Here is a 12,583-nt window from a genome sequence, read left to right as displayed (position 1 = left end):
TGCGTCGGTCGCTCTGACGGTCCCGCCGCCATTGCCCGCCGGGACTCCGCTCCATACCGTCAGAGGGCCGAGAGCGTCCTGACGGTCTTTTTTCGAGCCAAGCTACGGATTTGGCGAAGGAAAATGATCCCGAAAGACCTCGAAAGCGCCTGACGGTCTTTTGGAGTCAAAACGGCATGCTTACCGACGCCGCATTGCGAAATATTCGCCCAAAATCAAAATCTTACAAAATGACCGACAGGGACGGTCTGTACCTGCTGATTTCGCCCAAGGGCGGCATCGCCTTCAAGTACGACTACCGCTTCAACGGGCGGCGGGAATCCGTCACCCTGGGCACCTATGGTCCGGCGGGCCTGTCGCTCGCCAAGGCCCGCGAGAAGGTCATCGACGCCAAGCGAATGATCGCCGAAGGCGTCTCGCCCGCGCTGGAGAAGCAGCGGGCCAAACGGCGCCTGCAGCAGGCGCGGAGCTTCGAGCATGTGGCCCAGCGGTGGATAGACCATGCGCCCATGGCGGACAGCACCCGCAACATGCGTCGGTCCATCTTCAACCGGGAAATCCTGCCTCAATGGCGCAACCGGTTGCTGAACGAGATCACGCCCAACGACCTTCGCGCCCACTGCAAGACCATCGTCGAGCGGGGCGCGCCGGCGACGGCCGTCCACGTCCGCGACATCGTCAAACAGATCTACGCCTACGCCATCCTGCACGGCGAGAAGATCGACAATCCGGCCGACGGGGTCGGGCCGGCCTCCATCGCCACCTTCCGGCCGCGCGACCGGTCGCTGTCGCCGACGGAGATCCGGATCGCGCTGAATCTGCTGGGGGAGGTGGCGACCCTGCCGACGATCCGCCTCGGCCTGAAGTTTATCCTGCTGAGCATGGTCCGGAAGAGCGAGCTCCAGGACGGGGTCTGGGACGAGGTCGATTTCGCCAACGCCGTCTGGTCGATCCCGAAGGAGCGGATGAAGCGGTCGCGGCCGCACAACGTCTACCTCTCGACCCAGATGCTCGACATCCTGATCGCGTTGAAGACCTGCGCCGGCAACTCCCGCTACATCCTGCCGTCTCGCTACGACGCCGATGCGCCGATGTCGCGGGCCACCTTCAACCGGGTGACTTCGGCGATCGCCGAGCGCGCGGGGGAGCGGGACCTGCCGCTGGAGCCTTTCACGGTTCACGACCTGCGGCGGACGGCCTCGACGCTGCTGCACGAGATGGGTTTCAACTCGGACTGGATCGAGAAATGCCTCGCCCACGAGGAGCGGTCGTCGCGCGGGGTCTACAACAAGGCCGAGTTCGAGGCCCAGCGTCGGCATATGGCCCAGGAGTGGTCGAACGCCGTGGACGCCTGGGAGGCGGGGCGGGCGTTCACGCCCGTGCTCGTCATCCCGGAAACGGCCGGTCCTCGTTTCGATCCGCGGCTCTGACCGGTCGGGTGACCCGCTTGCGGACGTCGGGCGGCGGAGCCCGGCGGATCGGCTTGGCCCGGCGAAGCGCCAGCCAGGCCTCGACCTCGGCGAGGTCCCAGACGACGCAGCGCGGCGTCAGCAGGAACCGCCTGGGGAACTGGCCGCGCTGCTCCATCTCCCAGATGGTGCTGTCGGCCAGCGGCACCATCTGACGGAGCTGCGGCTTCTTGATAGTGCGCCTCAGCGGCGGGTCGGCCTGGGCCATCGAGTATCTCCACGTTGCTGTGGGGAATCGAACTCGAAAGACTGCGGAAGGCCTAGCCGCAACCTCTCCACCGTAGGCTTACGGCGCACACGGGCGAGGGGGCTTGAACATTTCCATAGTTCGACTAATTCGGAACTATGGAAACCGAAGCTTCGATTCTCGCTCTCGCCGCCCTGGCGCAATCGACGCGGCTGGAGGCGTTTCGCCTTCTCGTGCGTCACGAACCCGACGGCCTGCCAGCCGGTGACATCTCAAACCACTTGGCGATTCCGGCCAACACCCTGTCGTCCCATCTCGGCGTCCTGACCCGGGCGGGACTGATCAAGTCGGAGCGCCGCAGCCGGTCGATCATCTACCGGGCTGACCTGGACCGGCTTCGCGACCTGGTCCTCTTCCTGCTCAAGGACTGCTGCGGGGGCAGGGCGGACCTGTGCGAACCCCTGCTGGCCGAACTCGCGCCCTGTTGCCCCTGAGGATCCTGTGGACATCGTCATCTATCACAACCCCGCCTGCGGGACGTCGCGCAACGCGCTCGAGCTGATCCGCCACGTCGGCATCGAGCCGCATGTCGTCGAGTATCTGAAGACACCGCCGTCGCGGACCATGGTCGCCTGGCTGACCGAACGGGCGGGCAAGCCGTTGCGCGATCTGTTGCGCGAGAAGGGCACGCCCTTCGCCGAACTGGGCCTCGGGGACCCGGGCCTGACGGACGATCAGTTGCTCGATGCGATCGAGGCTCATCCGATCCTGCTCAATCGCCCGATCGTCGTCAGTCCTCTCGGTGTCGGCCTGTGCCGACCGTCCGAGGCCGTTCTGGACCTCTTGCCCGCCGATGATCTCAAACCCTTCACCAAGGAGGACGGCGAGGTCGTCATCGACGCCGCCGGCCAGCGGGTGAAGCGATGATCGACACCCCGATGGCGGACGCGTCGCCGCGTCGCCTGTCCTTCCTCGACCGCTGGCTGACGCTGTGGATCTTCGTGGCCATGAGTCTCGGCGTGGCTCTGGGGACGCTGGCGCCGGGCCTGCCGACCTGGGTCGACAGCCTTTCGATCGGCACGACCAACATCCCGATCGCCATCGGTCTGATCCTGATGATGTACCCCCCGCTGGCCAAGGTCCGGTACGAAGAGCTGCCGCGCGTCTTCGCCGACAAGCGGGTCCTGGCCTTGTCCCTGTTCCAGAACTGGGTGCTGGGCCCGGTGCTGATGTTCGCCTTGGCGGTCATCTTCCTGCGCGATCAGCCGGAATACATGACCGGCGTCATCCTGATCGGCCTGGCGCGCTGCATCGCCATGGTGCTGGTCTGGAACCAACTGGCGAGGGGCGACAACCAGTATGTCGCCGGTCTCGTCGCCTTCAACTCGATTTTCCAGATCCTGTTCTTCAGCCTCTACGCCTGGATATTCCTCTCCGTCCTGCCGCCCCTGTTCGGCCTGCAGGGCAGCGTGGTGGACGTCAGCGTCTGGACCATCGCCAGCGCGGTGCTCGTCTACCTCGGTCTGCCCTTCCTGGCCGGCTTCCTGACCCGTCGCAGCCTGATCGCCCGCCGCGGCGCCGATTGGTACGAACAGCGTTTCCTGCCGCGCATCGGACCGATCACCCTGATCGCCCTGCTGTTCACCATCGTGGTCATGTTCAGCCTCAAGGGCGGGGAGGTGGTGGCCCTGCCGCTGGACGCCCTGCGCATCGCCATCCCGCTGACGATCTATTTCCTCGTCATGTTCGTGGTCAGCTTCCTCATGGGCAAGCTGATCGAGGCCGACTATCCGCGCACCACCGCCCTGGCCTTCACAGCGGCCTCGAACAATTTCGAGCTGGCCATAGCGGTGGCGATCGCGGCCTTCGGGCTGACCTCGCCCGTCGCCTTCGCGGCCGTCATCGGCCCCTTGGTCGAGGTGCCGGTGCTGATCCTGCTGGTGTCAGTCGCGCTGTGGATGGGCCGACGCTGGTTCCCCGACACGGCCCCGCCGGCGGACGCCGTCTGATGGTCGTCCTGCATCTCGTGGACGCGCATGACGCCGGCCTGATCGCGTCTCTGAGGGGCGCGGGTCTGCCGGACCCCGGCGACGGTCGCTACTTCACCGCCCACGAACACGGCGGCCTCGCCGGGTACGTCGGCCTGGAGGGGGAGGGCCGGGATTTGCTGCTGCGTTCCCTGGTCGTGCTCGCCGACCTGAAGGCCCAAGGGCTCGGGAGCCGCATCCTGACCGCCGCCGAGGCCGTGGCGAGGGATCTGGGCGGAGAACGGCTTCACCTGCTCACCACGACGGCCGAGCCCTTCTTCGCCCGGCGTGGCTTCGTCGCCGCCGATCGGGCGTCCGCGCCCGTCGCGATCCGGCGAACCCGCGAGTTCGCGGACGTCTGCCCGGCGTCGGCCGCCTATCTGACCAAGGACCTGTGATGACCTTCGCCCGCCTGCGCTCGCTGCCGGACTCGGATCATCTGCCGGCTCTGGACGCGTCCTATCTGTCCGCCGATCCCGGCCGCGGCCTGGGTCCGCACGATCATGCGCCCCGAATTCTGCTCCTTTACGGGTCGCTGCGCGAGCGGTCCTATTCGCGCCTCTGTGTCGAGGAGGCGGCCCGACTGTTGCAGCGGATGGGATGCGAGACGCGCATTTTCGATCCCTCGGACCTGCCGTTGCCCGGCTCCCCGGGCGATGACGACCACCCGGCGGTGCGCGAGCTGCGAGAGCACGCCCTGTGGTCGGAAGGCATGGTCTGGTGCAGTCCGGAACGGCACGGCCAGGTGTCCGGCGTGATGAAGCTGCAGATCGATCACCTGCCGCTGAGCCTGGGTAGTCTGCGTCCGACCCAAGGCCGCACCCTCGCCGTCATGCAGGTCTCGGGCGGGTCCCAGAGCTTCAACGCCGTCAACACCCTGCGCCTGCTCGGACGCTGGATGCGGATGGTCACCATCCCAAACCAGTCGAGCGTGGCCAAGGCTTTCCAGGAGTTCGACGACGCCGGCCGGATGAAGCCCTCGGCCTACTATGAGCGCATCGTCGACGTGATGGAGGAACTGGTGCGCTTCACCGTCCTGGTCCGGCCCCACGCGGTCCAACTCGTGGACCGCTACTCCGAACGCAAGGCGGCGGGACTCCCGCTCGATGCCGCGACGGACCTGGCGGCCATCGCCATCGCCGCTCAGTGAGACGCCGGATCGGCCATAGAGCCGATCCGATGGTCGCTCGCCGCGCACAGATCATGACCATGCAGGACTTCGATCACCTTGCAGGCCGAAACCCGGCCGCCGGCGCATTCGGCCGACATCCGAGACAGTTCGGTCCGCAGCGCCTGAAGTTGGGCGATCTTCTCGGTGACCTCGGACAAATGACGCTCGGCGATGGCGTTGGCCTCGCCGCAGGGCCGGTCTGGGTGGTCCGAGAGATCCAGCAGGGAGCGGATGGCGTCGAGGTCGAAGCCCAGCTGGCGCGCATGCCGGATGAAGGACAGCCGGCGCACGGCCGCGTCGTCATAGAGGCGACGATCGCTTGCCGTCCGGGGCGGGGGCGCCAGAAGGCCGATCTGTTCGTAAAACCTGATGGTCGGGACCTTGACCCCGGTGGCCGCGGCCAGTTTGCCGATAGAACGGAGAGGCGAGGGGACGGAAGCGGCCATAGGGCGAGAATAAGCGCTTGATCCTCTAGCCGCTAGAGCATGCATAGGTCGTCTGACACCGCGCTGGAGCTCCGATGACCGCCCCCCTGATCCAGGACAGACCTGCCGCGAGCTGCTGCGGCGCCACCGTCAAGTTCGACGGCGCCTCGCCGGCCTATCGCCGCATCCTTCTGGCCGTGATCGCCATCAACGCCGTCGCCTTCGTAGCGGTGGCCGGCGGCGCCCTCGCGCAAGGGTCTGCGTCTCTCGGCGCCAACGCCCTGGACTTCCTCGCCGACAGCGCGACCTACGCCATCAGCCTGTGGGCGATCGGCAAGTCGGTCCGGGTGCGCTCGGGCGCGGCCCTGCTCAAGGGCGCGAGTTTGGGGCTCCTCGCCGTCGTCATACTGAGCTTCGCCATCTGGCGGGCCGTGTCTGGACAGCCGCCCGAGGGGACAGTCATCACCGGCCTGGGCCTGTTCGGCTTCCTTGCCAATGCCGTCGCCGCGCTCCTGCTGGTGCGTCACCGCGATGGCGACGCCAATGTCCGCTCCGTCTGGCTTTGCACGCGCAATGACCTGATCGAAAGCCTGGTGGTCGCGGCGGCCGGCGGCCTCGTCTGGCTCACCGCCTCTCGTTGGCCCGACCTGATCGCGGGCGCCGTCCTGGCCCTGATCTTCCTGCAATCGGCCTGGTCGATCATTCGTCAGTCGCGGCAGGAACTGCGGGACGCTTCATGAACCGCGTCGGCGAAGTCGGGACCAGCGGGCGCACAGGCCCTGCGACGATGCAGCGATTGCAGTCGCGGCGGTCCGTGTTATGGGACGCCATGGGATTCTCCTCGGCCAGACACGGTTGGATGACGGCGCTGCTTGCGTCGTTCCTGGCCCTGTTTGTCCTGGTCACCGCCGTCGAGGCCGCCACGTGCGCCCCCGAAGCCGCGACCGCCCATGCCTCGGAGATCGTCGCCGACGCTCCCTCCGATTCCGACAACACCGACCGGCCGGATCAGCACGCGATCTGCTCTCACGGCCACTGCCACCACGGCGGCGTCGCCGTGCCGCAGACGCCTGACGCGCCGGTCGTGACCCATGCCGGGTCCGATCTCGACGCCCTTCCGCTGGCGGACGGCTTGCCGTCCCGCATGCCCGCCGGACCAGACCGCCCTCCCAGAGGCTGACGAGACTGCGCGCGACCGCGCGCCTTCCACGTCAACCATCCGGGAAACAGGACCTATGCCATCCCCTAAACGCCGTCTGCCGCACCCCGCGGCCGGCGGAGCCGCGATCACTCTCGCGGCGATCCTGGCCATGCTGGCCCCAGGGTCAGCCTTCGCCGAACCCGTCACCCTGGCCGAGGCGCTGTCCCGCGCCGCGGCCTCTTCGCCCACGCTGGCCGCCGCCGAAGCCGATGTCGCCGCCGCCGTCGGCCGCGCGCAACAGGCCGGCTTCCGGCCCAACCCCGAACTCGGCCTGGAGGTCGAGAATTTCGCCGGCACTGGCGGCTTCTCCGGCGTCGATGACGCCGAAAGCACCCTGAGCGTCGGCCAGCGGTTCGAACTCGGCGGCAAGCGGCCCGCACGCGAGCGCGCCGCCCAGGCCGAGGTGGACGCCGCCCGGCTGCGCCTCGCGGTCGCGCGGGCGGACCTGGAACAACAGGTGCGTGACGCCTACGCCGAGGCCTATGCGGACAGCCGCCGGGTCGAACTGGCCCGCGATCAGTTCATGCGCGCCGATAACCTTCAGACGATCGCCACCGAACTGGTCGACGCCGGCCGCGAACCGCCGTTGCGGGCTCTGCGAGCGCGCACCGCCGCCCTGGAAGCGGTCGGACGGGTTCGCGCGGCTGAAGCCGAGTACGCTGAAGCCCAGCGGGCGCTCGCCGCCCTGTGGGGCGGCGGTGAAGAGCTGCCCGAACCGACCGCCGCTGAGACCCCAGCGGCGCCGAGCTCGGTCATCGACCCGGCCAGCGCGCTCGACGTGCGTCTCGCCGAGGCGGAGGTGGCCACCTCGGTCGCCGTCGTCGAGCGGGAGCGGACCCTGTCCCGTCCCGATGTGACCGTCAGCGTCGGCGCCCGCCAGTTCCGGGGCACGGACGACACGGCTCTGGTGTTCGGCGCCTCCATGCCGATCGGTCTGTTCGACCGGAACCAGGGCAATATCGTCGCCGCCAACGCCGAGCGGACCGGAGCCGAGGCCCGCCGTAACGCCGCCCTCGCCGGCGCGATCCGGCGGACCCGCGACGCCCAGGCCGCGCTGCGCACGGCCGAAGCCCAGTTGGCCTTCCTCGAAACCCAGGCCGAACCCGAAGCGATCGAGGCCGTGCGCATCGCGCGTGAAGGCTTCTCGGCCGGCCGCTTCACCCTGCTGGACGTGCTGGACGCCGAAGAGGCGCTCAACACCGTTCAGGCCGACATGATCACCGCCGAGCTGGAGCGGGCGCAAGCCGTCGCCGCCCTGACGCGCGCCACCGAAACCGAAGGATCCGCCCAATGAAGAGATTGACCAACCAGCAACGCCTGCTCGGCGGCGCGGCGGCGGCCGTGATCGTCCTCGGCGGCGGGTTCGCCGTCTGGAGCATGACGCGTGGTCCGGAAGCGCCGGCGGAAGCCGCGGCGGAAGCCGAAGAAGAACACGGCGCCGGCGAGGCCCTGGAGATGGACGCCGCCCGCATTCAGGCGGCCGGCATCATCCTCGCGCCCGTCGGCAGCGGTTCGCTGAGCGCCGAGATCGTGGCCCAGGGCACCGTCGTGGGCACGCCCCAAGGCGAGGCCGTGCTCGCGGCCCGCGCCGACGGCGTGATCACCGGCGTCTCACTGCGCCTCGGCGACAGCGTGCGCGCCGGCCAGACCGTGGCCCTGATCGAGAGCCGCGAGGCCTCCTCCATCGCCGCCGAACGGGCGACCGCCCAGGCCCGGTTGACCGCGGCCCGGCAGGCGCTCGCCCGCGAGCAGCGGCTGTTCGACTCGCAGATCACCGCGCGACAGGATCTCGAAGCCGCCCAGACCGTCCTGGCGGAGGCCGAGGCGGAAGCGCGCCGGACTTCGTCCGCTGCCGCCGCCGCCCGGGTCTCCGGCGACGGCCGCAGCACCGGGGTCGTCAGCCCGATCAGCGGGCGAGTGACTGTGTCCAATGCGACGCTCGGCGCCTTCGTCACGGCCGGGACCGAACTGTTCCGGGTCGCCAACGCCAGCCAGATCGAGGTCCAGGCCTCGGTCTCCGCTGACGACGCGGGGCGGATCGCTCCAGGCGACCGGGCCAGCATCACCCTGCCGGAAGGCGAGGTCCAGGCCACGGTGCGGTCGATCACCCCGGGGGTGGACGCGGAAAGCCGCGCCGCCACCGTCCTGCTCACCGTGTCCGGCGTGGGAGGCTTGCGCCCCGGCCAGGCCATCGCCGTGCGGATCTACACCCGCGACGCTCAGACCTCCGCCGGCGTTTCGGTGCCCGAGGAAGCCATCCAGACCGTCGAAGGCCGCGAAGTGGTCTTCGTCAGAACGGCGACGGGCTTCAACCCCGTGCCGGTCATCGTCGGCCAGCGCAGCGCCGGCCGGGCCCAGATCACCTCCGGCCTGACGGCGGGGCAGACCGTGGCCACCCGCAACGCCTTCCTTCTGAAGGCCGCGCTCGGCGCCGGCGAAGTGGAGCACTAGCCCATGATCGCCAACCTCATGGCCCTGTCGGTGCGGGCGCGATGGATGATCATCGCGCTCGTGCTGCTCGTCTCCACCTACGGCGCCTGGCAGCTGACACAGCTGCCCATCGACGCCGTGCCCGACATCACCAACAACCAGGTGCAGATCAACACCTCCGACGCCTCGCTCTCCCCCGTCGAGATCGAGAAGCGCGTCACCTTCCCGGTCGAGACGGCCATGGCCGGCATCCCCGGCCTGCAGTCCACCCGGTCCCTGTCGCGCAACGGCTTCTCGCAGGTCACGGTGATCTTCGAGGAGAACGTCGACCTCTATTTCGCGCGGCAACAGGTCAGCGAGCGCCTCGTCCAGGCCCAGGAAAGCCTGCCAGAGGGCGTCCAGCCCCAGATCGGACCGGTCACCACCGGTCTGGGCGAAGTCTTCATGTACGCCATCGACTTCACCAACCCGGGCGGGCGAGGCGCGACCGTGCGTAACGGCCAGCCGGGCTGGCAGTCCGACGGGTCGTTCCTGACCCCGGAAGGCGACCGCCTGACCGACGACATCTCCCGCGCGGCCTATCTCCGGACCGTGCAGGACTGGATCATCGCGCCGCAGCTGCGGACGGTGAACGGCGTGGCCGGCGTCGACACCATCGGCGGCTTCGAGAAACAGTATGTCGTCGAACCCGACCCGACCCGCTTGGCCCAGTACGGCGTCTCCTTCAGCGAACTGGCCGCCGGTCTGGAATCCGCCAACCTCTCCGTCGGCGCCAATTTCGTCGAGCGGGGCGGCGAGGCCTATCTGGTGCGGGCCGACGCCCGTATCCGCAGCCTGAGCCAGATTGAGGAAGCCATCGTCGCCACCCGTGGCGGCGTGCCCGTCGCCGTTCGCGACGTCGCCGCCGTCCGTCTCGGTGGGGACCTGCGCACCGGCGGGGCCACCATGAACGGCCACGAGGTCGTCATCGGCACCACCCTGATGCTGATCGGCGAGAACAGCCGCACGGTCGCCCGTTCGGTCGGCGAACAGCTGGAGACGACCGTTCGGTCTCTCCCGCCGGGGATCAAGGTGACCCCCGTCCTCGACCGGTCCAAACTGGTCAACGCCACCATCTCCACCGTTCAGCGCAACCTGATCGAGGGCGCCATCCTCGTGGCGGTGGCTCTGTTCCTGCTCCTGGGCAATGTCCGCGCCGCCCTGATCGCGGTGGCGATCATCCCGATCTCCTTCTTCATGACCGCCATCGGCATGAACTTCATGGGGGTGTCGGGCAATCTGATGAGCCTGGGGGCGCTCGACTTCGGCCTCATCGTCGACGGCTCGGTGATCATCATCGAGAACTGCCTGCGGCGGCTGGCCGAGCGCCAACACCACGAGGGCCGGTTGCTGAGCCTGCGCGAGCGGCTCGAGGAAACAACCATCGCCACCCAGGAGATGATCAAGCCGACCGTCTACGGCCAGGCCATCATCCTGCTGGTCTTCGCGCCGCTGCTCACCTTCCAGGGCGTCGAGGGCAAGACCTTCTCGCCCATGGCCATCACCCTGATGCTGGCCCTGGTCGCGGCCTTCATCCTGTCCATCACCTTCATCCCGGCGATGGTCGCCCTGGTGATGCGCAACAAGGTCTCCGAAAAGGACGTCTTCGTCATTCGCTGGATCAAGGCGAAGTACGAGCCTGTGCTGCGTCAGGCCGTGGCCCGGCCCTGGCCCTTCGTGGGCGGCGGTCTGGCCCTGTTCGCCGTCGCCGGGGTGATCTTCACCATGCTGGGACAGGAGTTCATCCCGACACTGGACGAACGCAACCTCGCCATGGCCTCCCAACGGGTGCCCTCCACGGCGGTGGAGCAGTCGATCCGCATGCAGCGGGGCGTGGAGAGCGCGATCATCGCCTTGCCCGAGGTCGAGCTGATGTTCTCCAAGACCGGCACCGCCGAGGTGGCCACCGATCCGATGCCGCCCAACATCTCGGACGGCTTCATCATCCTCAAGCCGCAGGACCAGTGGCCGGACGGGGTGAACACCAAGGAAGACGTGATCGAACGCATCGAGGCCGCGGCGGCGGGCCAAGTCGGCAACGGCTATGAGCTCAGCCAGCCGATCGAGTTGCGGTTCAACGAACTGATCGCCGGCGTCCGCGGCGACGTCGCCATCAAGATCTATGGCGACGATCTCGACAAGCTGACGGCCACGGCCAACCGGATCGCGGCCCAGCTGAACGCCACGCCGGGCGCGGCCGACGTCAAGGTCGAACAGACCGACGGCGCGCCGTCTCTGGACGTGACCTTCGACCGGGCCGCCATCGCGCGGTTCGGCCTGACGGTGGAGGAGGTGGCCGACACGGTCGCCGCCGCCATGGGCGGGCGTGAGGCCGGGCAGCTGTTCGAAGGCGACCGCCGCTTCGACGTGGTGGTCCGCGTGCCCAACGCCAGCCGACACGACCTCGACGCCCTCGGCGCCATCCCTGTGATGTTGCCGGAAGCGGAGGGCCGCACACGGGCGTCCGTCCCGTTGCGGCAGGTGGCGTCGTTCCGCTTCGCCGAGGGGCTGAACCAGATCAGCCGCGAGAACGGCAAGCGTCGCGTCGTGGTCCAGGCCAACGTCCGCGGCCGCGACGTCGGGTCGTTCGTCCGGGAGGCCATGCCCAAGGTGGAGACGGTCGCCTTGCCGGCCGGCTCCTGGATCGAGTGGGGCGGCCAATTCCAGAACCTCAAGGCGGCCTCCGACCGCCTGTCGCTGGTCGTGCCGATCTGCTTCCTGGCCATCTTCGCGGTGCTCTTCCTCGCCGTGGGGACGTTCGGGCGGGCGGTGGCGGTCTTCCTCACCGTGCCGCTCGGTCTGGCGGGCGGCGTCTTCGCCCTGGCCCTCACCGGCATCTCCTTCTCGGTGTCGGCGGCGGTGGGCTTTATCTGCCTCGCCGGGGTCGCGGTGCTGAACGGCCTGGTGGTGATGTCGTCGATCCGGCAACGGCTCGACGCCGGAATGGAGCTCTCCCGCTCCATCATCGAGGGCTGCATGGAGCGGGTGCGGCCGGTCATCATGACCGGCCTGGTCCCGGCCATCGGCTTCGTGCCCATGGCCCTGGCCCACGGCACCGGCGCCGAGGTGCAGAAGCCCCTGGCCATGGTCGTCATCGGCGGCTTGGTCACCGCAACCCTGCTGACGCTGCTCGTCCTGCCGGCGATGAGCCGGCTGGTCCTCGGCCTGACCGAGGGACGGCGTCCCAAGCCCACCGACGCGCCGGCCGGCGAACCGGTTCCGGCGGAATAGTCCCGGTCCCCGCCGTCGCGTCGGCGGCGGGGATCTCCCTTTTCAGGAGGCGATCATGTCCGACCCCATCAAACTGATGCGCATCTACACCGACGAGGCCGCCTATTTCGGCGATCGCAAGGTCTTCGAAATCGTGGCCGAGCGGGCCCGGTCCGCCGGTCTGGCCGGCGGGACCGTGCTGCAGGCCCTCGTCGGCTTCGGCCACACCCCGCACCTGCATCGCCGTCACGTCCTCGACGACGACCAATCCCTCATCGTGGAACTGCTCGATCATGAGTCCAAGCTGAGGGGTTTCCTTGAAACCCTCTCCGACCTCGAACACCTCGGCCCGGTCACGCTCGAGGCGGTCGAGGTCCTGCGTTGGCCCAACCCCGCTCCGGCGGACGCCGACTAGGAGAGCGGC

The 12,583-nt window shown here is 68.6% G+C and carries 14 protein-coding genes; 12 read left to right on the top strand and 2 right to left on the bottom strand.

The genetic code is table 11. The features are described from left to right. Nucleotides 1-176: 176 nt before the first annotated feature. Nucleotides 177-1,430: a tyrosine-type recombinase/integrase gene (locus GGR12_RS10595; RefSeq protein WP_183204373.1), complete on the top strand. Its 1,254-nt coding sequence runs from the start codon at nt 177-179 to the stop codon at nt 1,428-1,430. Here GGR12_RS10595 and GGR12_RS10590 read toward each other — a convergent pair. Continuing rightward, entirely contained in the window at nt 1,387-1,677 is a 291-nt protein-coding gene (locus tag GGR12_RS10590) for a helix-turn-helix transcriptional regulator (protein ID WP_183204372.1), read from the bottom strand. The genes GGR12_RS10595 and GGR12_RS10590 overlap by 44 nt on opposite strands. A 137-nt stretch (nt 1,678-1,814) precedes the next feature. Here GGR12_RS10590 and GGR12_RS10585 point away from each other — a divergent pair, with 137 nt between their 5' ends. From GGR12_RS10585 to arsH, 5 genes are read left to right on the top strand one after another with little or no spacing between them, the layout of a single operon-like run. Further along, a complete protein-coding gene (locus GGR12_RS10585; RefSeq protein WP_183204371.1) occupies nt 1,815-2,150 on the top strand; it encodes an ArsR/SmtB family transcription factor in 336 nt (111 codons plus the stop codon). 7 nt (nt 2,151-2,157) lie between these two features. After that, nucleotides 2,158-2,583, top strand: coding sequence for an arsenate reductase (glutaredoxin) (arsC, locus tag GGR12_RS10580; RefSeq protein WP_183204370.1), 426 nt, complete (start codon nt 2,158-2,160; stop codon nt 2,581-2,583). Beyond that, nucleotides 2,580-3,665: an ACR3 family arsenite efflux transporter gene (gene arsB / locus GGR12_RS10575; RefSeq protein ID WP_183204369.1), complete on the top strand. Its 1,086-nt coding sequence runs from the start codon at nt 2,580-2,582 to the stop codon at nt 3,663-3,665. Before arsC ends, arsB begins: the two co-directional genes overlap by 4 nt. Then, nucleotides 3,665-4,081, top strand: coding sequence for a GNAT family N-acetyltransferase (locus GGR12_RS10570; RefSeq protein WP_183204368.1), 417 nt, complete (start codon nt 3,665-3,667; stop codon nt 4,079-4,081). The genes arsB and GGR12_RS10570 overlap by 1 nt, the downstream gene beginning before the upstream one ends. Then, nucleotides 4,081-4,833, top strand: coding sequence for an arsenical resistance protein ArsH (arsH, locus tag GGR12_RS10565; RefSeq protein WP_183204367.1), 753 nt, complete (start codon nt 4,081-4,083; stop codon nt 4,831-4,833). The genes GGR12_RS10570 and arsH overlap by 1 nt, the downstream gene beginning before the upstream one ends. On the opposite strand, the gene GGR12_RS10560 is transcribed toward arsH, so the two are convergent. Further along, on the bottom strand, nt 4,827-5,300 hold the full coding sequence (locus tag GGR12_RS10560) for a MerR family transcriptional regulator (protein ID WP_183204366.1): 474 nt from the start codon (nt 5,298-5,300) through the stop codon (nt 4,827-4,829). The genes arsH and GGR12_RS10560 overlap by 7 nt on opposite strands. 74 nt (nt 5,301-5,374) lie before the next feature. Between GGR12_RS10560 and GGR12_RS10555 the strand changes: the two genes are divergently transcribed. From GGR12_RS10555 to GGR12_RS10530, 6 genes are all read left to right on the top strand, one after another. Beyond that, on the top strand, nt 5,375-6,019 hold the full coding sequence (locus tag GGR12_RS10555) for a cation efflux transmembrane domain-containing protein (RefSeq protein ID WP_183204365.1): 645 nt from the start codon (nt 5,375-5,377) through the stop codon (nt 6,017-6,019). A gap of 119 nt (nt 6,020-6,138) precedes the next feature. After that, on the top strand, nt 6,139-6,459 hold the full coding sequence (locus tag GGR12_RS10550) for a hypothetical protein (protein ID WP_183204364.1): 321 nt from the start codon (nt 6,139-6,141) through the stop codon (nt 6,457-6,459). A 55-nt stretch (nt 6,460-6,514) separates the two neighbouring features. After that, nucleotides 6,515-7,774, top strand: coding sequence for a TolC family protein (locus GGR12_RS10545; protein WP_183204363.1), 1,260 nt, complete (start codon nt 6,515-6,517; stop codon nt 7,772-7,774). Further along, nucleotides 7,771-8,931, top strand: a complete 1,161-nt coding sequence (locus tag GGR12_RS10540; RefSeq protein WP_183204362.1) for an efflux RND transporter periplasmic adaptor subunit — start codon at nt 7,771-7,773, stop codon at nt 8,929-8,931. The genes GGR12_RS10545 and GGR12_RS10540 overlap by 4 nt, the downstream gene beginning before the upstream one ends. Nucleotides 8,932-8,934: 3 nt before the next feature. Further along, nucleotides 8,935-12,180, top strand: coding sequence for an efflux RND transporter permease subunit (locus GGR12_RS10535; RefSeq protein ID WP_183204361.1), 3,246 nt, complete (start codon nt 8,935-8,937; stop codon nt 12,178-12,180). A gap of 55 nt (nt 12,181-12,235) precedes the next feature. Then, nucleotides 12,236-12,574 carry a DUF190 domain-containing protein gene (locus tag GGR12_RS10530; protein WP_183204360.1) on the top strand — a complete coding sequence of 113 codons (339 nt, stop codon included), beginning with the start codon at nt 12,236-12,238 and terminating at the stop codon, nt 12,572-12,574. Nucleotides 12,575-12,583: the final 9 nt, after the last annotated feature.

Source organism: Brevundimonas lenta (assembly GCF_014196335.1).
Lineage (GTDB): Bacteria > Pseudomonadota > Alphaproteobacteria > Caulobacterales > Caulobacteraceae > Brevundimonas > Brevundimonas lenta.
This window is presented reverse-complemented; position numbering and strand designations above follow the sequence as displayed.

What these genes read in the sequence shown, in the direction of transcription:
- GGR12_RS10595 (WP_183204373.1), top strand. Translation starts at nt 177, where the DNA reads ATGCTTACCGACGCCGCATTGCGAAATATTCGCCCAAAATCAAAATCT.
- GGR12_RS10590 (WP_183204372.1), bottom strand. Translation starts at nt 1,677, where the DNA reads ATGGCCCAGGCCGACCCGCCGCTGAGGCGCACTATCAAGAAGCCGCAG.
- GGR12_RS10585 (WP_183204371.1), top strand. Translation starts at nt 1,815, where the DNA reads ATGGAAACCGAAGCTTCGATTCTCGCTCTCGCCGCCCTGGCGCAATCG.
- arsB (WP_183204369.1), top strand. Translation starts at nt 2,580, where the DNA reads ATGATCGACACCCCGATGGCGGACGCGTCGCCGCGTCGCCTGTCCTTC.
- GGR12_RS10570 (WP_183204368.1), top strand. Translation starts at nt 3,665, where the DNA reads ATGGTCGTCCTGCATCTCGTGGACGCGCATGACGCCGGCCTGATCGCG.
- arsH (WP_183204367.1), top strand. Translation starts at nt 4,081, where the DNA reads ATGACCTTCGCCCGCCTGCGCTCGCTGCCGGACTCGGATCATCTGCCG.
- GGR12_RS10560 (WP_183204366.1), bottom strand. Translation starts at nt 5,300, where the DNA reads ATGGCCGCTTCCGTCCCCTCGCCTCTCCGTTCTATCGGCAAACTGGCC.
- GGR12_RS10555 (WP_183204365.1), top strand. Translation starts at nt 5,375, where the DNA reads ATGACCGCCCCCCTGATCCAGGACAGACCTGCCGCGAGCTGCTGCGGC.
- GGR12_RS10550 (WP_183204364.1), top strand. Translation starts at nt 6,139, where the DNA reads ATGACGGCGCTGCTTGCGTCGTTCCTGGCCCTGTTTGTCCTGGTCACC.
- GGR12_RS10545 (WP_183204363.1), top strand. Translation starts at nt 6,515, where the DNA reads ATGCCATCCCCTAAACGCCGTCTGCCGCACCCCGCGGCCGGCGGAGCC.
- GGR12_RS10540 (WP_183204362.1), top strand. Translation starts at nt 7,771, where the DNA reads ATGAAGAGATTGACCAACCAGCAACGCCTGCTCGGCGGCGCGGCGGCG.
- GGR12_RS10535 (WP_183204361.1), top strand. Translation starts at nt 8,935, where the DNA reads ATGATCGCCAACCTCATGGCCCTGTCGGTGCGGGCGCGATGGATGATC.
- GGR12_RS10530 (WP_183204360.1), top strand. Translation starts at nt 12,236, where the DNA reads ATGTCCGACCCCATCAAACTGATGCGCATCTACACCGACGAGGCCGCC.